This window comes from Blastococcus sp. URHD0036 (genome assembly GCF_000701365.1).
In the GTDB taxonomy this organism is placed as follows: domain Bacteria; phylum Actinomycetota; class Actinomycetes; order Mycobacteriales; family Geodermatophilaceae; genus Trujillonella.
The window spans coordinates 79681-105148 of record NZ_JNIK01000002.1; the positions used below are offsets into that span (position 1 = coordinate 79681).

Annotated in this window: 28 protein-coding genes; 8 read left to right on the forward strand and 20 right to left on the reverse strand. The window is 73.2% G+C overall.

The window, feature by feature from the left end; all coding sequences use genetic code 11:
* Positions 1 to 81 precede the first annotated feature (81 nt).
* From N555_RS0101735 to N555_RS0101785, 11 genes are all read right to left on the reverse strand, one after another.
* Positions 82 to 798, reverse strand: a complete 717-nt coding sequence (locus N555_RS0101735; RefSeq protein WP_029429783.1) for an ABC transporter ATP-binding protein — start codon at positions 796 to 798, stop codon at positions 82 to 84.
* Entirely contained in the window at positions 782 to 1585 is an 804-nt protein-coding gene (locus N555_RS0101740; RefSeq protein WP_029429784.1) for an ABC transporter ATP-binding protein, read from the reverse strand. The genes N555_RS0101735 and N555_RS0101740 overlap by 17 nt, the downstream gene beginning before the upstream one ends.
* Positions 1582 to 2535 (reverse strand): branched-chain amino acid ABC transporter permease, encoded by a 954-nt coding sequence (locus tag N555_RS0101745; RefSeq protein WP_029429785.1) that lies wholly within the window; start codon positions 2533 to 2535, stop codon positions 1582 to 1584. The genes N555_RS0101740 and N555_RS0101745 overlap by 4 nt, the downstream gene beginning before the upstream one ends.
* A complete protein-coding gene (locus tag N555_RS0101750) occupies positions 2532 to 3422 on the reverse strand; it encodes a branched-chain amino acid ABC transporter permease (protein WP_029429786.1) in 891 nt (296 codons plus the stop codon). The genes N555_RS0101745 and N555_RS0101750 overlap by 4 nt, the downstream gene beginning before the upstream one ends.
* A gap of 67 nt (positions 3423 to 3489) precedes the next feature.
* Entirely contained in the window at positions 3490 to 4695 is a 1206-nt protein-coding gene (locus N555_RS0101755; protein WP_029429787.1) for an ABC transporter substrate-binding protein, read from the reverse strand.
* 154 nt (positions 4696 to 4849) lie between these two features.
* Positions 4850 to 6319, reverse strand: coding sequence for an aldehyde dehydrogenase (locus N555_RS0101760; protein ID WP_029429788.1), 1470 nt, complete (start codon positions 6317 to 6319; stop codon positions 4850 to 4852).
* Positions 6320 to 6349: 30 nt separating this feature from the next.
* Positions 6350 to 6796 carry a nuclear transport factor 2 family protein gene (locus N555_RS0101765; protein WP_029429789.1) on the reverse strand — a complete coding sequence of 149 codons (447 nt, stop codon included), beginning with the start codon at positions 6794 to 6796 and terminating at the stop codon, positions 6350 to 6352.
* A gap of 8 nt (positions 6797 to 6804) precedes the next feature.
* Complete coding sequence (locus N555_RS0101770; RefSeq protein ID WP_029429790.1) at positions 6805 to 7926, reverse strand: NDMA-dependent alcohol dehydrogenase; 1122 nt, start codon at positions 7924 to 7926, stop codon at positions 6805 to 6807.
* Between the two features lie 237 nt (positions 7927 to 8163).
* Complete coding sequence (locus N555_RS0101775) at positions 8164 to 8991, reverse strand: mycofactocin-coupled SDR family oxidoreductase (protein WP_029429791.1); 828 nt, start codon at positions 8989 to 8991, stop codon at positions 8164 to 8166.
* Between the two features lie 41 nt (positions 8992 to 9032).
* Positions 9033 to 10082, reverse strand: a complete 1050-nt coding sequence (locus tag N555_RS0101780; RefSeq protein WP_029429792.1) for an LLM class flavin-dependent oxidoreductase — start codon at positions 10080 to 10082, stop codon at positions 9033 to 9035.
* Between the two features lie 23 nt (positions 10083 to 10105).
* Complete coding sequence (locus tag N555_RS0101785) at positions 10106 to 11236, reverse strand: acyl-CoA dehydrogenase family protein (RefSeq protein ID WP_029429793.1); 1131 nt, start codon at positions 11234 to 11236, stop codon at positions 10106 to 10108.
* A 145-nt stretch (positions 11237 to 11381) separates the two neighbouring features.
* Between N555_RS0101785 and N555_RS0101790 the strand changes: the two genes are divergently transcribed.
* Genes N555_RS0101790 through N555_RS0101800 form a run of 3 tightly spaced genes read left to right on the forward strand, consistent with a single transcriptional unit; the run spans position 11382 to position 14115 of the window.
* Complete coding sequence (locus N555_RS0101790) at positions 11382 to 12575, forward strand: thiolase family protein (RefSeq protein WP_029429794.1); 1194 nt, start codon at positions 11382 to 11384, stop codon at positions 12573 to 12575.
* A gap of 2 nt (positions 12576 to 12577) precedes the next feature.
* On the forward strand, positions 12578 to 13342 hold the full coding sequence (locus N555_RS0101795; protein WP_029429795.1) for an SDR family NAD(P)-dependent oxidoreductase: 765 nt from the start codon (positions 12578 to 12580) through the stop codon (positions 13340 to 13342).
* Positions 13339 to 14115: a crotonase/enoyl-CoA hydratase family protein gene (locus N555_RS0101800; protein ID WP_029429796.1), complete on the forward strand. Its 777-nt coding sequence runs from the start codon at positions 13339 to 13341 to the stop codon at positions 14113 to 14115. The genes N555_RS0101795 and N555_RS0101800 overlap by 4 nt, the downstream gene beginning before the upstream one ends.
* An 86-nt stretch (positions 14116 to 14201) precedes the next feature.
* On the opposite strand, the gene N555_RS0101805 is transcribed toward N555_RS0101800, so the two are convergent.
* Entirely contained in the window at positions 14202 to 14960 is a 759-nt protein-coding gene (locus N555_RS0101805; RefSeq protein WP_051683556.1) for a FadR/GntR family transcriptional regulator, read from the reverse strand.
* A 206-nt stretch (positions 14961 to 15166) separates the two neighbouring features.
* Here N555_RS0101805 and N555_RS0101810 point away from each other — a divergent pair, with 206 nt between their 5' ends.
* Complete coding sequence (locus tag N555_RS0101810; RefSeq protein WP_255347328.1) at positions 15167 to 15415, forward strand: (2Fe-2S)-binding protein; 249 nt, start codon at positions 15167 to 15169, stop codon at positions 15413 to 15415.
* On the forward strand, positions 15412 to 15747 hold the full coding sequence (locus tag N555_RS0101815; protein WP_156036059.1) for a DUF1330 domain-containing protein: 336 nt from the start codon (positions 15412 to 15414) through the stop codon (positions 15745 to 15747). The genes N555_RS0101810 and N555_RS0101815 overlap by 4 nt, the downstream gene beginning before the upstream one ends.
* Positions 15748 to 15757: 10 nt before the next feature.
* Here N555_RS0101815 and N555_RS0101820 read toward each other — a convergent pair whose 3' ends face one another.
* The 4 genes from N555_RS0101820 to N555_RS0101835 all read right to left on the reverse strand — a co-directional run bounded on the left by N555_RS0101820 (position 15758) and on the right by N555_RS0101835 (position 20013).
* Entirely contained in the window at positions 15758 to 16600 is an 843-nt protein-coding gene (locus N555_RS0101820; RefSeq protein ID WP_029429800.1) for an NAD(P)-dependent oxidoreductase, read from the reverse strand.
* 2 nt (positions 16601 to 16602) lie between these two features.
* A complete protein-coding gene (locus N555_RS0101825) occupies positions 16603 to 18096 on the reverse strand; it encodes a CoA-acylating methylmalonate-semialdehyde dehydrogenase (RefSeq protein ID WP_029429801.1) in 1494 nt (497 codons plus the stop codon).
* 89 nt (positions 18097 to 18185) lie between these two features.
* Positions 18186 to 18977 (reverse strand): SDR family NAD(P)-dependent oxidoreductase, encoded by a 792-nt coding sequence (locus N555_RS0101830; protein ID WP_029429802.1) that lies wholly within the window; start codon positions 18975 to 18977, stop codon positions 18186 to 18188.
* A 10-nt stretch (positions 18978 to 18987) separates the two neighbouring features.
* Positions 18988 to 20013: a dihydrodipicolinate synthase family protein gene (locus N555_RS0101835; protein WP_029429803.1), complete on the reverse strand. Its 1026-nt coding sequence runs from the start codon at positions 20011 to 20013 to the stop codon at positions 18988 to 18990.
* A 117-nt stretch (positions 20014 to 20130) separates the two neighbouring features.
* Between N555_RS0101835 and N555_RS26505 the strand changes: the two genes are divergently transcribed.
* A complete protein-coding gene (locus tag N555_RS26505; protein WP_156036062.1) occupies positions 20131 to 20763 on the forward strand; it encodes a TetR/AcrR family transcriptional regulator in 633 nt (210 codons plus the stop codon).
* Positions 20764 to 20767: 4 nt separating this feature from the next.
* On the opposite strand, the gene N555_RS29045 is transcribed toward N555_RS26505, so the two are convergent.
* Positions 20768 to 21241 (reverse strand): group II truncated hemoglobin, encoded by a 474-nt coding sequence (locus tag N555_RS29045; protein ID WP_029429805.1) that lies wholly within the window; start codon positions 21239 to 21241, stop codon positions 20768 to 20770.
* Positions 21242 to 21333: 92 nt separating this feature from the next.
* Between N555_RS29045 and N555_RS0101850 the strand changes: the two genes are divergently transcribed.
* Complete coding sequence (locus tag N555_RS0101850; RefSeq protein WP_029429806.1) at positions 21334 to 22503, forward strand: CaiB/BaiF CoA transferase family protein; 1170 nt, start codon at positions 21334 to 21336, stop codon at positions 22501 to 22503.
* A gap of 1 nt (position 22504) precedes the next feature.
* On the opposite strand, the gene N555_RS0101855 is transcribed toward N555_RS0101850, so the two are convergent.
* Genes N555_RS0101855 through N555_RS0101865 form a run of 3 tightly spaced genes read right to left on the reverse strand, consistent with a single transcriptional unit; the run spans position 22505 to position 24894 of the window.
* Positions 22505 to 23290 (reverse strand): TIGR03084 family metal-binding protein, encoded by a 786-nt coding sequence (locus tag N555_RS0101855; protein ID WP_029429807.1) that lies wholly within the window; start codon positions 23288 to 23290, stop codon positions 22505 to 22507.
* Entirely contained in the window at positions 23291 to 24490 is a 1200-nt protein-coding gene (locus tag N555_RS0101860; RefSeq protein ID WP_029429808.1) for a thiolase family protein, read from the reverse strand.
* 11 nt (positions 24491 to 24501) lie between these two features.
* Positions 24502 to 24894: a Zn-ribbon domain-containing OB-fold protein gene (locus tag N555_RS0101865; protein ID WP_029429809.1), complete on the reverse strand. Its 393-nt coding sequence runs from the start codon at positions 24892 to 24894 to the stop codon at positions 24502 to 24504.
* 120 nt (positions 24895 to 25014) lie between these two features.
* On the opposite strand from N555_RS0101865, the gene N555_RS0101870 reads away from it, so the two are divergent.
* Positions 25015 to 25464 carry a Fur family transcriptional regulator gene (locus tag N555_RS0101870; RefSeq protein WP_029429810.1) on the forward strand — a complete coding sequence of 150 codons (450 nt, stop codon included), beginning with the start codon at positions 25015 to 25017 and terminating at the stop codon, positions 25462 to 25464.
* The last annotated feature ends 4 nt before the right edge of the window (positions 25465 to 25468 follow it).

Genomic DNA, 25468 nt, shown 5'->3' on the forward strand with positions numbered 1-25468 from the left:
CTAATCATGATTAGGGTTGCTGCCGCCAGTGCCCGGTCCCGCCCCGCCCGAGTGGTCACTCCGGCGGAACGGGACGGCGGGTCACTCGACGAGAGCGGCCTCGCCGAGGAAGGCGAGCAGCACCGACGCGTTGGACCGGGCCTGCTCGGCCGGCCCGCTGAACACGACCTCCCCGCGGGCCATGGCGACGACCTCGTCGGCGATCTCCAGGCCCATCTCGGCGTTCTGCTCCACCAGGAGGACGGCGATGCCCGCGTCGGCCATGCCCCGCACCGCCCCGAGCACCGACTCGACCATGGTCGGCGCCAGGCCCATGGACGGCTCGTCGAGCATGATCACCCGCGGCGAGGACATCAGCGCCCGGCCGAAGGCCAGCATCTGCTGCTCCCCGCCGGAGAGCAGTCCGGCGGCGCCGGCCCGGCGCTGGCCGAGGATCGGGAACATCTCGTAGACCTGCGCCAGGACCTCGGCCGACTTCTCGCGGGTGGCCGTGTAGCCGCCGAGGACCAGGTTCTCCTCGACGCTGAGGGGCGCGAACACCCGGCGGCCCTCCGGGACGAGCACCATGCCGTGCCGGACGATCTTGTGCGGGGCGAGCCCGGTGACGTCGCGGCCCTCGAGCGTCACCCGCCCCGCGTGCGGCGTCACCAGCCCGGCCGCGGCGCGCAGCGTGCTGGACTTCCCAGCACCGTTGGCCCCGAGCACGAGGGTGATCCGGCCGGGTGTGGCCGAGGCCGACACCCCCCGGACCGCCTCCGCGGTCGCATACCGGACGTGCAGGTCATCGATCTGCAGCACGGTTCCACCTCTTCCCCAGGTAGGCCTCCTGCACGGTGGGGTCGCGCACCACGTCGGCGGGGGCCCCCTCCGCGACGTGCCTCCCCTGGTTCATCGCCAGCAGCCGGTCGCAGGTGTCGACCATCATCTGGACGTCGTGCTCGACGAGGAGCTGGGTCAGCCCCTCGTCCCGCAGCCGGCGCAGCAGCCCCGCGACCTCGAGCCGCTCCGGCTGGTTCATCCCGGCCGTCGGCTCGTCGAGCATGAGCACCCGCGGCCGGGAGGCCAGGGCCCGCGCGATCTCGACCCGGCGGGCGGTCCCGTACGACAGCTCCCCCGGGAACAGGTCGAGCACGTCGCCCACCCCGGTCCGCTCGATCGCCTCGGTCACCGGTTCCGGCACCGCGCGGCGGACGAGCTCGCGCCAGCGCGCGGCGCGCGGCAGCTTGAGGTCCGAGCCGAGCTGGATGTTCTCCCGCACGGTCAGGTCGGGCAGCAGCCGGACCGTCTGGAACGTCCGCGCGATGCCCCGGTGCGCCAGCCGGGCGGGCGGCGTCCGGCCGTAGTCCTCGCCGTCGAGCAGCACCCGCCCGCGGGTGAGCGGTACCAGCCGGGTCACCGCGCCCAGCAGGGTGCTCTTGCCCGAGCCGTTGGGCCCCAGGATGCCGAGGATCCGGCCGCTCTCCAGCACCAGGTCGATGCCGTCGACGGCCTTGATGCCCCCGTAGTGCACGGCGACGTCGATGGTCTGCAGCACCGTCGTCCCCGTCGCGGGGGACGTCGGGGCGGTGTCCTGGGACGTGGTCACGAGCGCGCCTCCGCGGTCGGGCCGCCCAGGGCGGCGAGCTTCTCCTCGGGGTCCTCGGCGACGGGAGCGGCGGCGACGGACGCGCCCCCGGCCGGCAGCCGGCGGCCGCGGCGGCGCAGCCGGCGCCAGCCCTCCTGGAGCAGGCCGAGCAGGCCGTTGGGCACGTAGACGGCCGCGATCGCGACGACGATGCCGTAGACGAGCAGCTGCCACTCGCCGACGAACTGCAGCACGCTGGGCAGCCAGGTGAAGATCACCGCGCCGATCGCCGCACCCGCCCAGGACAGCGCACCGCCGACGATGATCATCGTCAGCGCGGTGACCACGAGGTGGAAGCCGACGGTCTCCGGCGAGACGGTGGTCCGCAGCAGGGTGTTCATCCCGCCGGCGCAGGCACCCAGGGCGCCGCTGATGACGAAGACCCGGCGGCGCACCCGGTTGACGTCGATGCCCATCGAGACCGCCAGCTGCGGGTCCTCGCGGACGGCGTCCACCCGCCGGCCGAACGACCCGCGCTCGGAGGCGGCCAGGGCGACCAGCACGAGCACGGTGATGGTGATGACGTGCGCGGTCGTCAGGGTGCTGAGCGCGCCGAAGAGGCCGGTCGCCCCGCCGGTGAGGTCACCGCCGTTGGTGGCCAGCACACCGAGGAAGAGGGAGAAGGCGATCGTCGCCATACCCAGGTAGAGACCGGACAGGCGGGCGACGAGCAGGGCCAGCAGGTAGCCGGCCGCCGCGGCGATCAGCACCCCGGCGCCGATGGCCACGACCGGGGCGACCTGCTCGCGGATGGTGAGGATCGCCGCGGTGTAGGCACCGATGGCGTAGCTGCCGATGCCGGCGAAGGAGAAGACCCCCGCTCGCAGGGGCACCTGGATCGACAGCGCCAGCAGCAGGCTGATGAAGGTGCCCTGGATGAGGATCTCGTGGGAGAGATACCACTGGTTCATGTGCGACGGACCTCCTGGCGGCCGAGCAGGCCGTTGGGCCGGACGAGGAGCATCAGGAAGATCACCCCGAAGGCGATCGCGGGGGCCCACGTGCCCGAGGTCGTGACCAGCACGAACGTCTCGATGCCGGCCAGGATCACGGCACCCAGGACGACGCCGGCGATGCTGCCGACCCCGCCGAGGATGATCGCGGCGAAGGCCTTGAGCAGGAACGCGTCACCGGTCTCGGGCGCGATCGACCCCAGGTAGTAGGTGAGGAGCACGCCGGCCAGCCCGGCCAGCGCCCCGGCGACGGCCATGGTCAGCAGCGCCAGGCGCCGCCGGTCGACGCCCATCAGCGACGAGACCTCGGGGTCGACGCCGATGCCGCGCAGCGCCAGCCCGGGCCGGGCCGCCTTGAGCCACCAGCCGATCGCCGCGGCCAGCCCGAAGGCGGCCACGAGCGTCACGATCTGGACGTTGCTGATCCGGACGAAGCCCAGGTCGTAGGTGTCCACCCGGAACGTGCCGCCGGAGTAGCCGAACGGGACGCTGCTGGTGATGTGCTGGGCGATGGCCAGCGGGATGATCGCGATGCCGATGCCGCCGACGAGGATCTGCAGCTCGGCCTGCCGGTGGTCCTTGGCCCGGCGCTGGATGGGCTCGAAGGCCAGCACCTGCACCAGCAGCGAGAGCACCGCCCCCACGGCGGCGCCGATGAGCAGCAGCACCGGCATCGACAGGGCCACCTCGCGCACCACCAGGTAGGCGGAGAACGCGGAGAACATCAGGATCGAGCCGTGGGCGAAGTTGAGGATCCCGATGGTCCCCCACGCCAGGCTCATCCCGAGGGCGAAGAGCAGGTAGAGCGACCCGAGGGTCAGTGCGTTGAGAACGTCCTGTGCCATGTTCGGTCCTTCCGCGAGGGCCGGTGCCGGCGGGGCCACCCCGCCGGCACCGGCCGACGGCCGTCGGTCAGGAGCCGTCCGTGGACAGCGGCACCTCGCGGCTGCCGTCCCACTGGACGAGGACACCGGGCACGCGCGCGTCGTTGCCGTCGAAGGTGATGTCACCCTGCGCCCCGGAGAAGCCGTCCGCGGCCACCGCGGCCAGGCCCTCCTGGAGCGCGGTGCGGTCGGCACTGTCGGCCTCGGCCAGCCCGCGGGCGATGAACCAGACCGCGTCGTAGGCCTCGGCGGCGTAGTTGTTCGGGTCCTCGCCGTACTTCTCCCGGTAGGCGTCGACGAAGGCCTGCGAGCTCTCGCCCTCCTGGTCGGCGGTGAAGTTGGTCGGCCAGACGAAGCCGGCCGCGTCCTCCCCGGCCGACGAGAGGTTGCCGGCGCCGGCGGCGCTCATGCCCACCAGCACGCCGTCGTAGCCGGCCTGCCGCAGCTGGGTGATGGCCACCGGGTACTGCGGCCCCTGGACCATCAGGAAGGCGGCGTCCGGGTCGTCCCCGGCGATCTGCGAGGTCGGCGTCGTGAAGTCCTGCTGCGTCGCCTCGACGCCCGCGGTGCTGACGACCTCGAAGCCGTGGTCCTCGGCGAGGGCGGGGACGGAGTCCTGGCCCAGCTGGACCAGCGTCGGGTTGCCGCTGTTGAACAGCACCGACGCCGTCTTCACGCCCTGCGCCTCGACGTAGTCGCCGGCGATGTCGAAGTAGGAGGCCGCGGGCGGGGTCAGCCGGAAGGTGTAGTCCCCGGTGACGACGCCCTCGCTGCCCGACTGCACGTAGACCGTCGGGATCCCGGCCTGGTCGACGAGCGGGGAGATGGCGGTGGACTGCGCGCTGGCCGACGGGCCGAGGATCGCCGTGTACTTCTGGTCGGTGATCGCCTGGCTGGCGAAGCTCGCCGCCTCCTGGGCGCTGGCCGCGGAGTCCTTGTACTCGATCTCGATCGTCGTGTCGCCGAGCAGCCCGTCGGCCTCGACCTGCTCGACGGCGAGGTCGTAGCCCTTCTGCGCGTTGGTGCCGGCGAACGCGACCGGGCCGGTGAGGCCGTTGATCGCCATCAGCGTCACGGTGTCGGGCAGCCCCTCGCCACCACCGCCACTGCCGCCGCTCCCGCTGCCGGACGACGAGTCACTCGGCGAGCTGCAGGCGGCGAGGCCGACGGCCAGCAGGAGGGCGCCGGCACTCCCGAGTGCCTTGCGCCGGCCGATCCGGGATCCGCTGTTCATGAACGCTCCTGAAGGGTGTTAATCATGTGCAGGGTTGAGCGACTGTAACTGTGCTCACAGTTCGGATCAAGGCCCCGAGACAGATCTGTGACAGCGAGCCCTGGACGCACGACGGCTCCGGCCCCCGAGGGGACCGGAGCCGTCGGGTGCTGCCTCAGATGCCCTGGATGACCTTGGTCTCCAGGAACGCCCCGATCCCCTCGATGCCGCCCTCCCGGCCGAGCCCGGACTGCTTGAAGCCGCCGAAGGGCTGGGTGACGCACATGCCCCAGTCGTTGACGTAGATCTGGCCCGTGCGGACCCGGCGGGCGACGGCCTCCCCCAGCGCCGGATCGGCGGTGAACACCGCGCCGGAGAGCCCGTAGGGGCTGTCGTTGGCGATCCGCACCGCGTCGTCGACGGTGTCGTAGGGGATCACCACGAGCACCGGCCCGAAGATCTCCTCCTGAGCGATCCGCATGGAGTTGTCCACGTCGGCGAAGAGCGTCGGCTGGACGTACCAGCCGCGCTCCAGCCCCTCCGGGCGGCCGCCGCCGGTGACCAGGCGGGCACCCTCCTCGATGCCGGTGCGGATGTAGCCCTCCACCCGCTCCCGCTGCCGCTCCGCCGCGAGCGGGCCGATCAGCACACCCTCCTCGCGGGGATCGCCCACGCGGACGGCCTCCATGACCCCCCGCACCGCCTCGACGACCTCCTCCTGCCGGTCCCGGGGCACCACCAGCCGGGTCAGCGCGGCGCAGACCTGCCCGGAGTTCCCGATGCCGGCGAAGGTGACCGTCTGCGCGACCGCGGCCACGTCGGCGTCGGGCAGGACGATGGCCGCCGACTTGCCGCCCAGTTCCAGCGTCACCCGTGCGATGCGCTCGCCGCACAGCTGCATGACCCGCCGCCCCGCCGCGGTCGAGCCCGTGAAGGACACCTTGTCGACGTCGGGGTGGCGCACCAGGTGCTCGCCGACCTCGCGACCACCGGGGAGCACGCTGACCACCCCCTCCGGCAGCCCGGCGGCCTCCAGCGCCTCCGCCAGGACCAGCACCGAGACCGGCCCCTCCGGCGCCGGCTTGAGGACGACGGTGCAGCCGGCCGCGAGCGCCGGGGCGATCTTCAACGAGGCGGTGGCCACCGGCCCGTTCCACGGGATGATCACCGCGGCCACACCGACCGGCTCGCGGACGACGGTGACCTTCCCGCCGCCGGGGAGGGGACGCTCCTCCTCGAGCACGATCGTGCCGGCGAGGGTCGCGGCGTCGTCCCAGATCGCCGTCGCGTTGGCGTGGAACGCCTGGCTGATCATCGCCGGCGCGCCGATCTCGGCGGTGAAGGACGCCTCCATCTCCGGGATCCGCCGGCCGACCTCCGCGGCGACCCGGCGCAGGGCCTCGGCCCGCTCGGCCGGGGCCATCCGGGGCCACGGTCCCTCGTCGAACGCCGCCCGGGCCGCCGCGACGGCGGCGTCGACGTCCGCCGGGCTCGCCGCCGGGACCGTCGCGACGACCTCCTCGGTGATCGGCGAGACCACCTCGATCAGCTCGTCGGTCGCCGGGGCCACCCAGTGGCCGCCGACGAAGAGCCGGTCGAACGAGCGCACGCCGCTGCCGGCACGCTCCTGCACTGCGCTGCTCATGCTGGTCCTCTCAGGCCGGGGGCCGGGCGGTCAGGCATCGAACCCCTCCATCTCGGGCGGGGTGAGGGCGGAGATGCGGCGGGAGGCGATGCGCCACCCGTCGGCGGTACGCCGGTAGACGTCCTCGTTGAGCGCGATCGCCCGGAACGCCGCGCCGCTCTTCGTGTGCCCCTCGGAGAACACGTAGTTGGTGCCGCGGGCGCTCACGCCGTCGTCGTCGACGTCCACGACGTGGTTGGTGATGACGTGGAACTGGTCGGCGATCGCGGCGGCGTCCCGCTCGAAGAAGTCGAGGATCGCCGCGCGCCCCTCGAGGCGATCGAGCCCGACCGGGGTGGCGTCCCAGACGGCGTCGTCGGTGAAGGCCGACAGGGCCTCCTGCGGGTCGAACCGGTCCAGCCCGCGGGCGTAGACGTGGGTGGCGCGCTGGATGTCCAGGACGTCGGCGGTGCGGGCGTCGTGCGCGGTGGCGGTCATCGCGGGCCTCAGTCGTCGTAGACGATGACGCCGCGGATGTTCGTGCCCTCGCGCAGGTCGGCGAAGGCCTCGTTGATGTCCTCCAGCGCGTAGGTCTTCGTGATCAGCTCGTCGAGCTTGAACTGCCCGTTCTTGTACATGGAGGCGATCAGCGGGATGTCGTTGCGGGAGTTGGTCGTCCCGTAGAGCGACCCCTGCAGCCGCTTGCCCGACATGGCGAAGCTGAACAGGTCGAACTGGACGTCGCGCTGCAGCACCGGCGCCGCCGCGGTGAGCACGATGACCCCGCCGCGCCGGGTGAGCTGGTTCGCCTGCTCGACGATCTCGCCGCGGGCGACGTCGACGGTGATGATCACCCGGTCGGCGCCCTGGCCGTTCGTCATCTGCTGGATCAGCTCGGCGGCCTCGGCGAACGAGCCGACCGGGTGCGTCGCCCCGAACTCCTTGGCCTTCTGCTGCTTGAACGGCACCGGGTCGACCGTGACGATGTTCCGCGCGCCGCGGTGCACGGCCCCCTGCACGGCGTTCATGCCGACGCCGCCGGTGCCGAAGATCACCACCGTGTCGCCGAGCTGCATGTCGGCGGCGTAGACCGACGACCCCCAGCCGGTGGGCACGCCGCAGCCGATCAGCGACGCCGGCATCAGCGGGATCTCCGGGTCGATCTTCACGACCGCGTCGACGGGGACGGTGGCGTACGGCGCGAAGGTGCCCAGGTAGCTCATGGCGCCGACACCCTTGCCGCGGGCGTGGACGCGGTGGGTGCCGTCCGGGGCGAACCCGGCGAGCACGCCGGCGCCGAGGACGCACATGTTGGCCCGGCCGGCCACGCACATCGAGCACTTGCCGCAGGAGGGCAGGAAGGACATGACGACGTGGTCGCCCTCCTGCAGGTCGCTGACCTCCGGGCCCACCTCGGTGACGACGCCGGCGCCCTCGTGACCGCCCAGGATCGGCGCCCAGGGCAACGGGATGTCGCCGGTGTCGAGGTGGTCGTCGCTGTGGCAGATGCCCGACGCCGTCAGCTTGACCGTGACCTCGCGCCGCTGCGGCGGGTCGACCTCGATCTCCTCGACGCTCCACCCGGATCGGGTCCCGGGCTCCCACAACAGTGCTCCGACGGTCTTCACGAGGACTCCTTCGCGTCTGCGCCGGGCACGGTGCGTCCGGCTGCGGCTGGCGGGGTCCGCCGGCGGCCGTGCGGCTCGTCCGGCGTGGTGTGACGGTAGGCACACTCCGGGCGAACACGCCAGAGTTCCTGCGTATGTTTACCCGGGTTCCGCATGGGTCCCCGCCCTCGACGCAGCACGGCTCCGGACCCGTCCTCGTGGACGGGTCCGGAGCCGTGCGAGCACCGCGAGCCGGGGTCAGATCAGGAGCGTGCCCATGTCCACCGGCAGCGCGGTGCCGGTGATGAACTTCGCCTGGTCCGACAGCAGGAACAGCACCGCGTCGGAGATGTCGCCGGGCTGCACGAGGCCGTGCTCCATGACGTTGGCCATCCACCCGGGAGGCGCGTCGGCCTGCAGGTCCTTGGAGAAGTACTCGTTGTTGATCATCGGGGTGTCCACGCCGGCCGGGATGATCGTGTTCACCCGGATGCCGTGCGTCCCCAGCGCCATGGCGTAGTTGCGCATCAGGGAGAGGACGCCGGACTTGGCCGCCCCGTAGGCCTGGTGGCCGGGGTTGAGCATGTCCAGCTTGTAGGCCACGCCGCGGAAGCTCGACGTCGACCCGGTGAGGACGATCGCCCCGCCGGTCCCCCGCTCGACCATGCCCGGGACGACGGCCTGGAGCGTGAAGAAGACGCCGGACAGGTTGGTGGCGATGGTGTCGTGCCAGGCGCTCACGCGCTGGGCGTGCGGCCCGGTCGACGGCAGGATCCCGGCGTTGGCGCAGACCAGGTCGATCGTCCCGAAGCGCTCCTCGGCCTGGGCGACCGCGGCCCTCACCTGCTCCTCGTCCCGGACGTCACCGATGATCCCGAGGAACTCCCGCCCGGAGTCGCGGACCATCTTCTCCGTCTCGGCGAGGTCCTCCGGGGTGCTCATCGCGTACTGCACCGACTCGAACTGGCGGGCGACGTCGACGACGACCACGTCGGCCCCCTCGGCGGCCAGGCGTACCGCGTGCGACCGCCCCTGCCCGCGCGCGCCGCCGGTGACCAGCGCGACCTTTCCCTCGAACCGACCCATGACTGCTCCTCCTGACGTTCGGACGTGCGAATGGACGACGCTCAGGCGCCCGACGGCGCCGGCAGGATCTCGGGCGCCGGGGTGGGCAGGGCCCGGATGGCCGGGACGACCTCCTTGCCCAGCCGCTCGATGGCGGCGATGGTCTCGTCGGCGCTCATCGACGGCCACTGCGGCCGCAGCAGCAGCGGGTCCACCGGGAAGCGGGTGCACAGCTCGGTGAGCGAGGCGATCACCTCGGCGTCGGTCCCGAGGACCGCGTGCTCGGTCACCGTCTTCACGAAGTCCGCGTCGAGGTCGGCCGCGCTGCCCGCCTTGGCCATGCCCTTCTCGGCGTAGCTGAGGTACTTGCCCTTGGCCACCCGGGCGTACTCCACGATCGCCTCCTCGCGCGAGTTCGCCACCAGGACGTTGCGGCGCACCGGCTGGGGGCCGAACGGCTTGCCGCGGGCGGCGAACCCCTCCCGGACGGCGGCGAAGCGCTCCTCGATCTCGTCGTAGGTGGCCTCCGGCGTCACGGGGAAGGCGTCACCGAGGCGGCCGGCCCGGCGGGCGCCGGCGACGCTCTGCGCGCCGACCCAGATGGGCGGGTGCGGCGACTGCACCGGCTTGAGGTGCGGCCGCACCCCCTCGAGCTGCCAGAACCGGCCGTGGTGGGTGACCTCGTCCTGGGTCCAGAGCTTGACCAGGAGCTCGAGGATCTCGTCGGTGCGCGCCGCCCGCTCCTTGAACGGGATGCCGAGGTAGTCGAACTCCTCGGGCCGGTAGCCGATGCCCGCGCCGAAGACGAGCCGGCCCTCGGTGACGACGTCCAGGGTGGCGAGCTCCTCGGCCAGCATCACCGGGTGGTAGAGCGGCGCGATCATGATCTGCGTGGCCAGGCGGGTGTCCCGGTCGCAGTCGGCGGCCAGCCGGGCCAGGAGCGGGACCGGCTGCAGCCAGCGCAGTTCCCCGTACAGGAAGTGCTGGCCGATCGCGATGTAGGTCATCCCGTTCCGCTGCGCGGCGTCGACGATGCGGCGCACGTCGTCGAACTGCTGGGCGGGGCTGACGGACGACGGGACGTCGGAGAGCAGCATGCCGACGGCGACCATGGCGGGCCTCTTCTCTGGGGTTCTCAGCGGGCGGGGCGGGTGAGGGTCTTGGCCAGCTGGCCGAGCAGGACCTCGTTGCCGCCCTCGTAGATGCGCATCGGCCGCGCGTTGCGGTACAGCCGCTCGATGGTCGAGCCGGTGACCACGCCGAAGCGGCCCATCATCTGGACGCAGCGGTCCGCGACCCGGCCGGCGGTCTCGGTGGCGGCGACCTTGGCCATGGACGACCAGTTGAGGGCGCCCATCGGATCGGCGGCCGCGCGGGTGGCAGCGGCGTAGGTGAGCAGCCGGGCCTGCTCGATCTCCATCCAGCAGGTGCCGAGCATCTGCGGCATCGGGCCGAGCCGGGCCAGCGTGCTGCCGAACTGCTCGCGGCCGGTGGTGTGCCGGACGGCCTCGTCCAGCGCGGCCTGGGCCAGCCCGACCGCGGAGCCGGCGACCGACACCCGGAAGGTCGCCAGCGTCTGCAGGACCATGGGGAACGCCTGGCCGGGCAGCCCGACCCGGGAGTCCAGAGGGACACGCACGTCGTCGAAGGAGACCTCGCCGATGATGTGCGGCGCGATCAGGTCCGGCCCCGGGACGACCGAGACGCCGGGGGTGTCGGCCGGGACGAAGACCAGCGAGAAGCCCTCGTCCTCCTTGGCCAGCACGCTGTAGAAGTGCGCCGCGCCGGCGTTGGTGATGAACGACTTGCGCCCGTTCAGCACCAGCTCGTCGCCCTCCTGGACCACCTTCGTGGTGATCGACTTGAGGTCCGAACCGACCTCGGGCTCGGTCAGCCCGAGCGCGGCGATCGCGTCCAGCGAGACCACCTTCGGCAGCCACTCCGCCTGGATCCGCTCGCTGGCGCCGACGGCCAGGGCGTAGCTGCCGATGCCCTGCATCGCGAACAGCGAGTCCAGGTGGGCCGACACCCCGCCGAAGGCCTCGCGGACGACCGTCACCGCCAGCGAGTCGACCTTCTCGGACTCGCCACCGTGGGCGGCGGGCACGGTGAGGGCGGCCAGGCCGCTGGACCGCAGCGCGTCGCGCATGCCCGGGTGGACGTCGGTGGCCGCGTCCGCCTCCCCGGCCTGGTCGCGCACGGAGTCGGCGACCGCACGGGCCCGCTCCCGCAGCTGCTGGTGATGCTCCGGCAGGTCGAACGACATGTGCGGTCCTCTCCTCTGCGACGACCCCGGCACCGCTGCGAGGATCGGTCCACCGGGCGAACGAGCACCCGACGGCGGATTCCATGTTATTGGTATTCATGGTTAGGGTGTCAACGGCCACACCCGCTGCCGAGAGGACACCCCCATGCCTCCTGCCGTCATCGTCGACGCCGTCCGCAGTCCCATGGGCCGCGGCAAGGCCGGCGGCGCCCTGTCCGGGCTGCACCCGGTGGACCTGCTGGCCCAGGTGCTCAGCGCTCTCGCCGAGCGGAACTCCCTCGACCCGGCCACCATCGACGACGTCCTCGTGGGGTGCGTCGGGCAGAACGGCGAGCAGTCGGCGACCCCCGGCCGCCAGGCGGTGCTCGCGGCGGGGTGGCCTGAGTCGGTGCCCTCGGTGACCATCGAGCGCAAGTGCGGCTCCGGCCAGCAGGCGCTGGACTTCGCGGTGCAGGGTGTCGTCGCCGGCGCCTACGACATCGCCGTCGCCGCCGGCGTCGAGTCGATGAGCCGGGTGCCGATGGGCTCCGCGCGCGGCGACGCCGACCCGCACGGCCCCCGGGTGAACGAGCGCTACTCCCCCGGCCTGGTGCCGCAGGGCATCTCCGCCGAGCTCGTCGCGCAGAAGTGGGGCTTGTCCCGCGAACAGCTCGACGCCTTCGCCGTCGCCTCGCACGACCGGGCCGCCGCGGCCGCCGCCTCGGGCGCCTTCGACCGCGAGATCGTGCCGATCACCACGCCGGACGGCGTCGTCACGGCCGACGAGACGATCCGGCCGGGCTCCAGCGTGGAGAAGCTGGGCGGGCTCAAGCCGGCGTTCGCCGCCAGTCCGCACGCGTCCCGCTTCCCCGACCTGGACTGGAAGATCACCGCCGGCAACTCCTCCCAGCTCACCGACGGCGCCTCCGCGCTGCTGGTGATGAGCGAGGAGCGCGCCGCCGCCCTGGGCCTCACGCCCCGCGCGCGCATCGCCGCCACCGCGGTGACCGGCGACGACCCGCTGATGATGCTGACCGGGCCGATCCCCGCCACCCACAAGCTGCTGCAGCGGTCGGGGCTGTCCATCGACGACATCGCCGCCTTCGAGGTCAACGAGGCCTTCGCCTCGGTGCCGCTGGCCTTCCAGGCCGAGTTCGGGATCCCCGGCGAGAAGCTCAACCCCCGGGGCGGCGCGATCGCCCTCGGCCACCCGCTCGGCGCCTCCGGCGCCCGGCTGGCCACCACGCTGCTCGGGTACCTCGAGGACACCGGCCAGCGGTACGGACTGCAGACGATGTGCGAGGCCGGCGGCATGGCCAACGCACTGGTGATCGAGAACCTGAGCGCAGGGAGGAACTGAGCATGGACGTCACGTCGGGCTCCGCCGTCGTCACGGGAGGGGCCTCCGGGCTCGCCCTCGCCACCGCCCGCCGCCTGGTCGAGAAGGGCGTGCCGACGGTCCTCGTCGACCTGCCCACCTCCGCCGGCGAGGAGGTCGCGAAGGAGCTGGGCGGGAAGACGCGGTTCGTCGCCGCGGACGTCACCGACCCGGAGGCCGTCGCCGCCGCGGTCGCCGCTGCCGACGAGCTGGCGCCGCTGCGCACGCTGGTGCACTGCGCCGGCCGCGGCGGGGCCATGCGCGTCGTCGACAAGGAGGGCAACCCGGGCGACCTGGCCTTCTACGAGCAGATCGTGCGGATCAACCTGATCGGCACGTTCAACGTGCTCAGCCAGGCGGCCGCCCGGATGGCGAAGCACGACCCGGTCGACGGCGAGCGCGGCGTCTGCGTGCTCACCGCGTCGGTCGCCGCGTGGGAGGGCCAGATCGGCCAGCTCCCCTACGCCTCGGCCAAGGCCGGCATCGTCGGGCTCACCCTCGTCGCCGCGCGCGACCTGGCCAGCAAGCTGATCCGGGTGGCCACGATCGCCCCGGGCACCTTCGACACCCCGATCCTCGCCCGGCTGCCGCAGAACGTGCGCGACTCCCTCGGCGAGATGACGCCGCACCCGCGGCGCCTCGGCCAGCCCGACGAGTTCGCCCGCATGGCGATGGCGATCATCGACAACCCGATGCTCAACGGCGAGACGATCCGGCTGGACGGCGCGATCCGGATGCAGCCCAAGTGAGCGAGGCGGCCGAGCCCGAGGTCCTGGTCGAGCGCCAGGACGCCGTCCTCGTCGTCACGATCAACCGGCCACGGGCGAAGAACTCGATCAACACCGCCACGGCGCAGGCCATCGGCGCGGCGATGGACTCCCTCGACAGCGACGACGGACTGTTCGTCGGGGTGATCACCGGCGCCGGCGGCGTGTTCAGCGCCGGCATGGACCTCAAGGCCTTCCTCGCCGGGGAGAAGCCGGCCGTGCCCGGGCGCGGTTTCGCCGGCCTCGTCGAGCGACCGCCGACGACGCCGCTGATCGCCGCGGTCGAGGGTCCGGCACTCGCCGGGGGCTTCGAGATCGCGCTCGCCTGCGACCTGGTCGTCGCCGCCGAAGACGCCTTCTTCGGGCTGCCGGAGGTGAAGCGGGGCCTGCTGGCCGGGGGCGGCGGGCTGCTGCGGCTGCCGGTGAAGGCGGGCCTGCCCAAGGCCACCGAGTGGGCGCTGACCGGCGACCGGGTGAGCGCCGCCGACGCGCACGCGGCCGGCGTGGTCAACCGCCTGGTGCCGCCCGGCCAGGCGCTGACCGCAGCGCTCGAGCTGGCGCACCAGATCGCCGGCAACGGGCCGCTGGCCGTGCAGGGCACCAAGCGCATCCTGGCCGAGGGCCCCGGGTGGCCGGCCGAGGAGGCCTTCGCCCGTCAGTGGGAGGTCTACGAGCCGATCCGCTCGTCGGCCGACGCCCAGGAGGGCGCCCGCGCGTTCACGGAGAAGCGCGCCCCGCGCTGGCAGGGCCGCTGAGGGACAGCAGCGGAGCTACGTGCGGCAGGACGGCCCCGTCCGGAGGCTCGCCCCGAGCTTGCGAGGGGTGAGAGGGACGGGGTCCTTCACTTCCAGTCGATGATCGCGTCGATCAGCTGCGGGTGGCCGGAGTAGACCCAGTCGGCGTACTCCTGCATGTGCTCGCGCATGTGCTTCTCGGCGGCCTCGGCGTCGCCCCGGGCGATGGCCTCGGCGATGTCGGTGTGCACCTCGAGCACGTGCTTACGCTCGTCCTTGGGCGACAGCAGTCCGCTCACCTGGTCGCGGAAGATCTCCTCCAGCGACGAGCTCATCAGGTTGAGCACCGGGTTGCCCGACATGGCGGCGACCGTCTTGTGGAAGTCCGTCGTCGCGTCGAAGTACTCGTTGTCGTCCTCGACGTGGGTGGTCTCCGGGTCGGCGAGGGCACCCACCAGCTCCTGGCCGCGGCGCTCGGCGGCGAGCCGCGCCATCATCGGCTCCAGGGCCAGGCGGGCCTCGACGAGCTGGCGGAAGGTCACCCCGCCGATGTGGAAGAAGAGGCTGGACATCCGCCCGTAGTCGCGCGAGCCGACCTCGATGACCATCGGCCCACCGTTGCGACCGGGCTTCATGGTGATCAGGCCGTGCACCTCGAGGATCCGCAGGGCCTCGCGCAGCGAGCCGCGTCCCACGCCGTAGTCCTCGAGCATCTGTGCCTCGGAGGACAGCAGCGTCCCCGGGGGGAGCTTGCGGGAGACGATCTCGTGCACGATCTCCTGCGCGAGCGCCTCGGCGACCTTGGCACCCCGCTTGATCGGCCGGGGGGAGCTGCCCGCGTCACGCGAGCGGCCGGAAGTCGTCATGCATCGAGCCTAATAGCTCTGCGCAGGGTTTAGCGCCGCCCGCGAGGCGGCCGACCCAGATTGGTGAGACGGACCGGTGCCGGATTCCCCGGTCCCGAGGGCCGTACAGCGCTCCCGGTTCGCAGGCCGTCCCCCGGCGGTGGGGGCGGACCGCGCCCGCCCCGGCGCGCGTCCCGGGAGGCGGCCGGGGCCCCGCGTGGTCTTGGATGCCAGGGGGACGACGACGCGGTCGTCCCCGAGCCCGGGGCGGTGGCGAGGTGTACATCTGCATCTGCCGCGTGGTGAGCAGCACGACCGTGCGCGAGGTCATCACCGGCGGCGCCCGGACCGTGCGCCAGGTGGCCGACGCCTGCGGGGCCGGGACGGACTGCGGGCGGTGCACCGCGCACGTGCGGGCCCTGCTCGAGGAGCACCACGGGCCGCGCCCCCGCGGCCGGCTGGAGGCCCGTCCGTGAACACCGAGCGAGGAGGCGGCGCGATGGTCTACCTGGTGACGATCTTCCCCGTCGAGGACTACGCCGAGTACTCGGCGAGCCTCGACCGGAACGCCGACAAGTTCGCCCGGCTCGGCGCGACCCGGCAGTGGCTCTTCCGGGCCACCGACGACGGCCGGGAGGTGCTCAACGTCTTCGAGTTCCCGAGCGTCGAGCAGGCGAAGGGCTTCCTCCGCTCACCCGAGCTCGACATCCCGAAGCTGCTGGACTCCCTCACCCTCGAGATCTACCCGACGTTCTTCCTCGGCGAGCAGACCGTGTACCGCGAGTTCGCCCAGGCACCCGAGGGCTGACCGGCGCCGGTCAGGACGCCGTCGGGCCGGTGATGTAGGCCGCGTGCTCCGGCGCCATGTGCTCGGCCAGCAGCCGGTGCGCCGGGCGCATCTCCCCCAGGTCGACGCCCAGCTCGGCCATCACCTGGTTGACGACGGCGACGTCCTTGCCGATGAACTCGCCCGCCGCCCGGGCGAAGCCGTCCACCGTGCCGGCGCCGCCCATGAACTGCAGCGCCCGGCTGGTGCCACTGCCGTGCTGCAGCCCGGCGAGCAACGCGCGCTCGTCGAGGCCCAGGTCGGCCGCGGTCCGGACGGCCTGGGCGAGGACGCCGATGTTGGCGGCGAAGACGGCGTTGTTCAGCAGCTTCACCTGCTGGCCCGACCCGGGCGGCCCCAGGTGGATCAGCGGGTCCCCGTAGGCCTCGAGCGCCGGGCGAGCCCGGGCCAGGCCCTCGTCGGTCGCGCCGACGTACAGCGTCACCGACCCGGCCTCGACGTCGGGCGGGCCGCCGCTGATCGGCGCGTCGACGACCTCGATCCCCCGGGCACCGGCCCGCTCGGCGATGGCCTGCACCGTCCGCGGGCTGCCGGTCGTGTGCGTGACCAGCACCGAGCCCGACGGCATCGCGTCGACCAGGCCGCCGTCCAGGCACACCTCGCGGACCTGCCCGTCGCTGAGCACGCAGACCAGCACCGCGTCGGCGGCCTCGGCCACGGCCGCCAGGTCCTCCAGCGGTGCGGCACCGAGTGCACGCACCGCCTCGGCCGACTCCGGCGACCGGACGAACACCCGCACGTCGTGCCCGGCCGCCGCCAGCCGGCCGATCATCGGCCGGCCGATGCGGCCGGCCCCGACGAACCCGATCCGCACCGTCAGACGTTCTGCGGGAAGCCGAGGTCGAGGCCGCCGTGGCTGGGGTCCAGCCAGCGGGAGGTCACGACCTTGCCGCGGGTGAAGAAGGAGATGCCCTCGGTGCCGTGGGCGTGGGAGTCACCGAACAGCGAGTGCTTCCAGCCGCCGAAGGAGTAGTAGGCCATCGGCACCGGGACCGGCACGTTGATGCCGATCATCCCGACCTCGACCTCGTTCTGGAACCGCCGCGCGGCGCCACCGTCGTTGGTGAAGATCGCCGTGCCGTTGCCGTACTCGTTGCTGTTGATCAGCTGGAGCGCCTGCTCGTAGGTGTCGACCCGCAGCACCGACAGCACCGGCCCGAAGATCTCGTCGGTGTAGACGGTCATGTCGGTCGAGACGTTGTCCAGCAGCGTCGGCCCGAGCCAGAAGCCGTCCGCCGCGCCGTCCGGCCGCACCTCGCGGCCGTCGACCACGACCTTCGCGCCCGCGGCCTCGCCGGCGTCCACGTAGGAGGCGACCTTGTCGCGGTGCTCCTTGGTGACCAGCGGCCCCATGTCGCAGCCGCGGCGGCCGTCACCGGTGCGCAGCGTGTGCGCCCGCTCGGCGATCCGGGCGACCAGGTCGTCGCCGATCCCGCCCACGGCGACCAGCGCGCTGACGGCCATGCACCGCTCCCCCGCCGAGCCGAAGCCGGCGTTGATGGCGGCGTCGGCGGCGAGGTCCAGGTCGGCGTCGGGCAGCACGACCATGTGGTTCTTGGCCCCGCCCAGGGCCTGCACCCGCTTGCCCGCGCGGGTGCCGTTCTCGTACACGTAGCGGGCGATGGGCGTCGACCCGACGAAGCTGACGGCCCTGACGTCCGGGTGCTCCAGCAGCCGGTCGACCGAGACCTTGTCGCCCTGCACGACGTTGAACACGCCGTCGGGGAGACCGGCCTGCTTCCACAGCTCGGCGATCCACAGCGCCGCCGACGGGTCCTTCTCGCTGGGCTTGAGGATCACCGTGTTGCCGGTGGCGATCGCGATGGGGAAGAACCACATCGGGACCATGGCCGGGAAGTTGAACGGACTGATCACCGCCACCGGCCCGACGGGCTGGCGGACCGAGTGCACGTCCACCCCGGTCGAGGCGTTCTCCGTGAAGCCGCCCTTGACCAGGTGCGGCACCCCGCAGGCGAACTCCACGACCTCCTGGCCGCGCGACACCTCGCCCAGTGCATCCGAGAGGACCTTGCCGTGCTCGGCGGTGATGATCTCCGCGAGCTCGCCCTTGCGGGCGTTCAGCAGCTCCCGGAACGCGAAGAGGATCGTCGTCCGCTTGGCCAGCGACATGTCGCGCCAGAGGGGGAACGCCCTCGTCGCGGCGGCGACCGCCGCGTCGACCTCGTCGACCGAGGCGAGCACGACCTGGCCGGTGACCTCACCGGTCGCGGGGTCGGTCACCGGAGCGGTGCGGCCGGAGGTGCTCTCCCGGAGGGCTCCGTCGATCCAGTGCGGGATGGTTCCGGGCATGGGTCTTCCCTCGGTTCTCGGCGGCGGTACGAGGTGCAGAGTAGTGCGCCGGACCCCCGATCGGACCAAAGGTTCGCTCCGGGCCCGTCCTAGAAGTTCGTGCCGCCGTCCGCGTTGACCAGTGCGCCGGTGACGTAGCCGGCCCGCGGGGACAGGAGGAAGGCGATGAGCTCGCCGACCTCCTCCGGCCGGCCGGGCCGACGCAGGGCGACGTCCAGGTGCCACTCCTCGACCATCACCTGCTCGAGCACCCCCTCGGGCGGGACACCCCGCTGCTCGGCGAGCAGCTGCCGCATCCGCGCCAGGCCGGCGGTCTCGATCGCGCCCGGCGCGACGCAGTTGGCCCGGACGCCGTCGGCGCCGTAGGCCTTGGCGATGCCCTTGGTGAAGGTGGCGACGGCGGCCTTGAGCGAGGCGTATGGCAACCGGAGGAGCTCCGGCGCCCGCATGCTGTAGGCCGCGGTGGTGACGACGGTGCCGCCCTGCCGCCGCAGGTGGGGCAGCGCCGCCTGGACGCTGCGCACGGTGCCCCGGAGCACGTCGTGGAAGACCTCGTCCCAGCGGTCGTCGGTGATGTCGAGCCCGTCGTGCCCGAGCAGTCCGGTGGTCACCGCGATCCCGTCGAGCCGGCCGAACCCCTCGGCCGCCGCGTCGACCGCCTGCTCGGCGTCGCCGCTGCGGTGCACGTCAGCGGTGAGGGCGACGGCCTCCGTGGCGCCGGCCGCCCGCAGCTCCGCCGCCGCGGCCTCGGCGCGGTCGCGGTCCCGGCCGACCACGGCCACCGACGCCCCCTCCTCGGCGAGCTGGCGGGCGGCCGCGAGGCCCATCCCGGCCGTTCCGCCGACGAGGACGAAGGCCTTGTCCCGGACCAGCAGGTCCACGTCGCCGTCCTCAGGCCGTCGGCGCGAGCTCGCGGGCGAACCCGGCGTTCTCGACCGCGCGCCGGATCTGCGCCCGCGCCGCGTCGGGCAGCACGCCCTGCGGCGGCCGCGACTCGGCGTGGTCGCCCATCGGCAGCCCCATCACCGCGGCCGCGTGGCGGAAGGCCGAGCCCCAGTGCGTGAAGTAGTCCGGGCGGCCCGGGTAGGAGGTGAACCAGGTGCCCATGTCGGCGCTGAACCGGTCGATGCCGGAGTCCGCGGCGTGCCGGATCGCCTCACCGATCTCGCCGGCCTCGAAGAGCTCGAAGTACCGGGTGTACCGCTTGTCCTCCGGCGTCTCGTACAGGTAGCCGCAGGTGCCCAGCTGCGCGCCGGTGACGATGCCCTCCTGCAGCCACCCGGCCCGGTAGACGATCAGGTCGCACTCCCAGATGACGAGGTCGGGGGCCAGGGCGTGCAGCGCCTTGCTCCAGTACGGCTTGAAGGAGCCCTCCTTGGTCGCGCAGACCGCGGGCACCGCCTCGGCGATGCGGGCGACCTCCTGCGGGGTCATCACGTAGTTCGACGACGGGGAGTTGAACAGGCCCAGCGCGATGTCGGTCCGGTCCGCGACGTACTGGACGAAGCGGAGCACGCCTTCACCCCCGTGCAGCTCCATCGGCGGCGTCTGGAGGTAGGCGATGTCGGCACCGGCCTCCTGCGCGTGCCGGGTCAGCTCGACGGCGTCCTTGGCGCTGGTCGCCGCGGTGCACGCCTGGACGACGACGCCCGGGTCGATCGCCCGGGCCTCCTCGATCGCGACCTCGGTGAGCTTCTTGCGCTCGTCCATCGTGAGCGACCACCACTCGGCGATGCCGCTGGTGAGCCACAGCATCGGGTGCCGCAGGTCCCCCACGCAGTACCGCACCAGCGCGCGGTAGGCGTCGTAGTCGATGTCGTCCCCGTCGGGGCCGCTGAACGGGGTGTACAGCGAGTCGCCGATCCCGTGCAGGCCTCCGGAGCGGGCCCAGTCCCGCGCGTCCCGAGCTGATGGCACGTCGACCTCCGAGTGAGCGTGGGTGCAGCGGTGCGGCGACGCTAGCAGTGACGTGAACGACCCTCAAGGAACGAACGGCGTTCACGGACAGACGTCCCGGATGGCAGACTGGGACCCGTGACGGCAGCTCCGGACGTGGCCGACGACGTGCCCGCCGGGGCGCCGTCGCCGCGGGAGCTGCGCCGGGCGCGGGAGCTGGAGACCCGCCGCCGGGAGGTCCTCGACGCGGCGGAGGAGCTCTTCGCGACCGCCGGGTTCGAGGGCGCGAGCCTCGACCGGATCGCCGCGGCCAGCGGCCACTCGGTCGGCTCGATCTACAACCTCTTCCCGAGCAAGGACGCCGTCTACGCCGCGGTGCTCGAACGGCCCGCCCGGCTCCTGGTGGAGCACCTCGGGGAGTGCACCGGGGGCACCGGCCTGGCCCGGCTCCTGGCCATGGCCTCGGTCGCGGTCACCGACATGCGGGCCTTCCCGCCGCACGCCCGCACCTCACTGGCCGCCCCGGGCGCGCACCGCACCGCGTCGCACGCACGGGAGATCACCGGCGCGATGCTCGACCTCTACGCCGCCGCGATCCAGCAGGGCCAGGCCGACGGGACCGTGCGGGCCGGCGACCCCGCGGACCTCGCCCGGTACGTCGGCGGACTGATCGCCGCACACATCCACGTCGACCCGGAGATCGCCGGCCGGCGGTCCGGCACCCCGCTCGAGACGTTCCTCGACGTCGTGCGCGGGGCGTTCGCCGCCTGACCGGTCAGCTCCCGGGCTGGTACGGCGGGGCCACTCCCCAGCCCCAGCGGGGCACCGGGGCCTGCTCCACGACGTCGGCCCCGTCCGCGGAGTTCTCCATCGCCAGCCGGGTCCCCCACTCGGCGTAGCCCATCAGCGCCGCGCGCAGCTCCGGGTCGCCGGGCAGCCCCGCGTCGTCGGCGGCACGGGAGAGCAGCGTGACGAAGCGCAGCCGCTGCTCGGGGGTGATGCCCAGGCCGCGGTGGTGGCGGAGCATGTTCTCGTAGCCGCCGAGGGCCGCGGTGTAGTCGGCCGGGCCGCCCATCACCTCGCACCACCAGGTGACGACGTCGGTCCGGTGCTGGTGCGAGACCCGGCCGCCGAACACGGGTCCGAGCAGGTCGTCGTCCTCCACCAGGTCGTAGAAGCGGCCGAGCCAGCCCTCGAAGGCGGGGCGGCCACCGGCCCAGTCGTGGATCGTCGGCGGGTTCGACGGCATGCGCAGGCCTCCGGTACGCGAGTGGGAGTCCCCTTGTAGACCCCGCGGGCGACGGAGGCCAGCGAGATACGCCGGCGGCTAGTGTCCGGCCGGTGGGCGCACTGGACGGGCTGACCGTGGTCGACGCCGGGCTGGCCGTGCAGGGCCCGCAGGCGGCGGGCCTCCTCCGGGACTGGGGCGCCGACGTCGTCAAGGTCGAGCTCCCGGGCATCGGCGACCACTCCCGCTCGCTGCCCGCAGCCCCCGACGAGCCGCGGTCGGGCTACTTCGCGGCCTGCAACCGCGGCAAGCGCAGCATGACGCTCGACCTGCGGGTCCCCGCCGGCCGCGAGGTGTTCCTCCGGCTCACCGATCAGGCGGACGTCGTCATCTCCAACTTCACGCCCGGCACGATGGAGTCCTGGGGCCTGGGCTACGACGACGTGTCCGCCCGCAACCCGCGGATCGTCTACGGCGTCGGCTCGATGTACGGCCCGCTGGGCCCGGACGCGCGGCAGTCCGGCGCCGACCTCAGCGGACAGGCCGCCGGTGGGCTCGTCTCCGCCACCGGCGCCGACGGCACCGAACCCACCCCGGTCGGCGCGCTGATCGCCGACAGCATCGCCGCCCAGACGCTCGCCTCGGCGGTCCTCGCCGCACTGGTGGCCCGGGGCCGGACCGGCCGGGGCCAGCGGGTCGAGACCTCGCTGCTGGGCAGCCAGATCTGGGCACAGGCCGGCGAGTACGCCTCCTATCTGATCTCCGGCCGCGTCCCCGGCCGGGCCAACCGCGGCGCTCCGCTGGTCGGCGGGATCTACAGCCTGTTCCCCACCGCCGACGGCTGGCTGGCCGTCGCCGGCGTCCGCGGCTCGGACCGCCCCGCCTTCTACGCGCTCGTGGGCCGGCCCGACCTGGCGGCACGCTTTCCCCAGCAGCAGTACGGCCCCGACGTCCGCGCCGTCCTCTACGAGGAGCTGGCCCCGGTGTTCCGCGCCCGGCCGACGGCGGAGTGGTGCGCCCTGCTGCGGGCGGCGGGCGTGCGGCACGCCCCGGTGCGCGACCACGCGGAGGTGGCCGCGGACCCCGGCGTCTGGGCGAACGGCTACCTGGCCCGCACCGCCGACGGCGAGGCCGTCGTCGGCACGCCCGTGCAGTTCAGCGACACCCCCGCCGATCCCGCGGCCGCCGCACCGGAGCTCGGGCAGCACACGGAGGAGGTCCTGCTGGAACTCGGTTACAGCTGGGCCGACATCACCCGGCTGGCCGACGAGCGCACGATCTGACTCAGCGGTCCGGCGCCGCGACGGTGGCCGGTCCGGCGAAGGCCTGCGCGATGCCCAGCCAGGTCGCGGCGACCTCCCCGTGCGCCTCGACGTCGCTGCGCGCGGGGTGGCGGCGCTGGGTGAACACCAGCGCGACGTCCAGCGCGCTGCCGGTGATCCGGTCGGCGGCGTCGTCAGGTCCCCAGGTCCAGTCGGTGCCGTCCGGTGCGTGGACCGTCAGCCGGACCGGATCGCCCGGGTCGTCGACCCCGTGGACGGCGAAGGCGTAGCCCCGGGCGCGGTGGCCGAGGTCGCACACGTGCCGCAGCCGCGCCGACGGCTCGACCGGGAGCCCGAGCGCGTCGCGGATGTCGACGCCGTGTGCCCAGGTCTCCATCAACCGCGCGGTCAGCATGCTGGCCAGGCCCATCGGCAGCGCGAACCAGGGGACGCGCACCGCGGGGTCGGCGCCGGCCACCGCGTCGAGGAAGCCGGCCCCGGCCGCCCGCCAGCGCCGGAGCAGCTCCGCGGGCGGCAGGGAGCGCCCGAGCTCCACACTGCGGGGCGCCGGGCCCTCCGCCGGCCGCGAGCCGAGGTGCTCGGCCGCGAACCGGCCGGGGTCGGCGACGGCGAGCCGGGCGGCCTCGTCGGTCCAGCAGAGGTGCCCGAGCGTGTCGCGGACGTCCCAGCCCACCGCCCGCGTGGGCCGGGACCAGTCGTCGTCCGCCAGGCCCGCGAGCACGGCGTCGAGGGCCCGGTACTCGTCGGCGAGGTCGCCGGCGAGCCGGGCGGCGGTCGGTCCGGGCACCTAGGCGGCCGACCTCTCCAGCACGTGCACGCCGCACGCCGAGCCGAGGCCGATGACGTGCGCGAGGCCCACCCGCGCGCCCTCGATCTGCCGGTCGCCGGCCTCGCCGCGCAGGTGGGTGGCGACCTCCCAGACGTTGGCGATGCCGGTGGCCGAGACCGGGTGCCCCTTGGACTGGAGCCCACCGGAGACGTTGACCGGCGTGCTGCCGTCGCGCCAGGTGGCCCCGGAGTTGAAGAAGTCGGCGGCGCCACCGGGCTCGCAGAGGCCGAGGTTGTCGTAGTGGACGAGCTCCGCGGTGGCGAAGCAGTCGTGCAGCTCGACCAGGTCGAGGTCGGCCGGGCCGATGCCGGCCTGCTCGTAGGCGGTCGCCGCGGCGCGCCGGGTCAGGGTGTTGATGTCGGGCAGCACCTGGCAGCCGTCGGTCCACGGGTCGCTGGTGAGCACCGAGGCGCTGATCTTCACGGCCCGCCGCTGCTGCTCCAGCGAGAGCGTGCGCAGCTTGGTCTCGCTGACCAGCACCGCGGCCGCCGCGCCGTCGACGTTGGCCGAGCACATCGGCCGGGTGTTCGGGTAGGCGATCATGACGTCGTTCATGATCTCGTCGAGGGTGAAGCGCTTGCGGTGGGCGGCCATCGGGTTGAGCGTCGAGTGCGCGTGGTTCTTCTCCGAGATGCGCGCGAAGAGCTCGAAGTCCGCTCCCCCGTACTTGTGCGCGTACTCCATGCCGATCTGGGCGAAGACGCCCGGCATGGTCTCGGTGCCGACCCGCCCGTCCAGCGGGGCGACCGCGCCGTAGCGGCCGTCGCGGACCCAGTGCCCGCCCTCGGCCTGGCGCGCGTTGCCGGTGAGCAGGCCGGCGCCCGACAGCTTCTCCACGCCGACGGCCATGCCGGTGTCGACCTCGCCGGACTTGATCGCCATGACCACCACGCGCAGCGCCGTCGCGCCGGTCGCGCAGGCGTTGGCGACGTTGTAGACCGGGATGCCGGTCTGCCCGATCTGCTTCTGCAGCAGCTGGCCGAAGCCGTTGCCGCCGATGAGGTTGCCGGCGGCCAGCACACCGATGTCACCGATCCCGACGCCGGCGTCGCGCATCGCGCCGATCGCGGCCTCGGAGCCCAGGTCGAGGGTGTCCTTGTCCTTGTGCTTGCCGAACCGGGTCATCGAGATGCCCAGGATCCACACGTTCTCGGCCATGACGCGCTCCCTCAGTCGATCGGCTCGAAGCCGTAGCCGACGGCCTCGACGCCGTCCGCGTCGGTGCCGACCGGCACCGTGGTCAGGCGCACCCGCATGCCGAGCGTGACGTGCTCGGGGTCGGGCGGGGTGTTGACGACGTTGCCCTTGACGCTGGTCCCGTCGCAGTCCACGACACCGGCGACGAACGGCACCTCGACGCCCTCGGCCGCGAACTGGACGATCGTGAACGTCGTCAGCACGCCCTCGGTCGGCACGTCCGCCGACCCGAACTCCAGTCCGCCGCACCTCGCGCAGGCGCTGCGCCGGTCGAAGTACCGGGCACCGCAGTCGGTGCACTCGGCGGCGACGAGGTGCGGCTCGTCGCCGAGCACCAGATAGTCGACCAGTGGCACGCGCTCCATGGGCCCTCCGCCTGCTCCGGGGTGTGGTCGGGACCATAGCGATCCCGTTCACCGGGACGACGCCCCGACGTCCGTGAAGTTTTGATTGATTCCGGACTGGGATCGCGCGAGGATGGCCACGTGCCGACGACCACGGACCTGGAGCGCATGCTCCGGGCTGCCGAGCTGCGGGTCACCCGGCCCCGGCTGGCGGTGCTCTCCGCCGTGTACGACCACCCCCACGCCGACACCGAGTCGCTCATCGGAGCCACCCGGGAGCGCCTGGCGGACGTCTCGCACCAGGCGGTCTACGACGGCCTGCGGGTGCTCTCCTCCGCCGGCCTGATCCGGCGGCTGCAGCCGCCGGGCTCGGTCGCGCGGTACGAGGCGCGGGTCGGGGACAACCACCACCACGTCGTGTGCCGGTCCTGCGGCGTGATCGCCGACGTCGACTGTGCCGTCGGCTACGCGCCGTGCCTGACCGCTTCCGACGACGCCGGCTTCGAGATCGACGAGGCCGAGGTCATCTACTGGGGGCGCTGCCCGGCCTGCGTGGCCGAGCGACGTCCCGCACCACCCCACCGCAAGTGAGCAG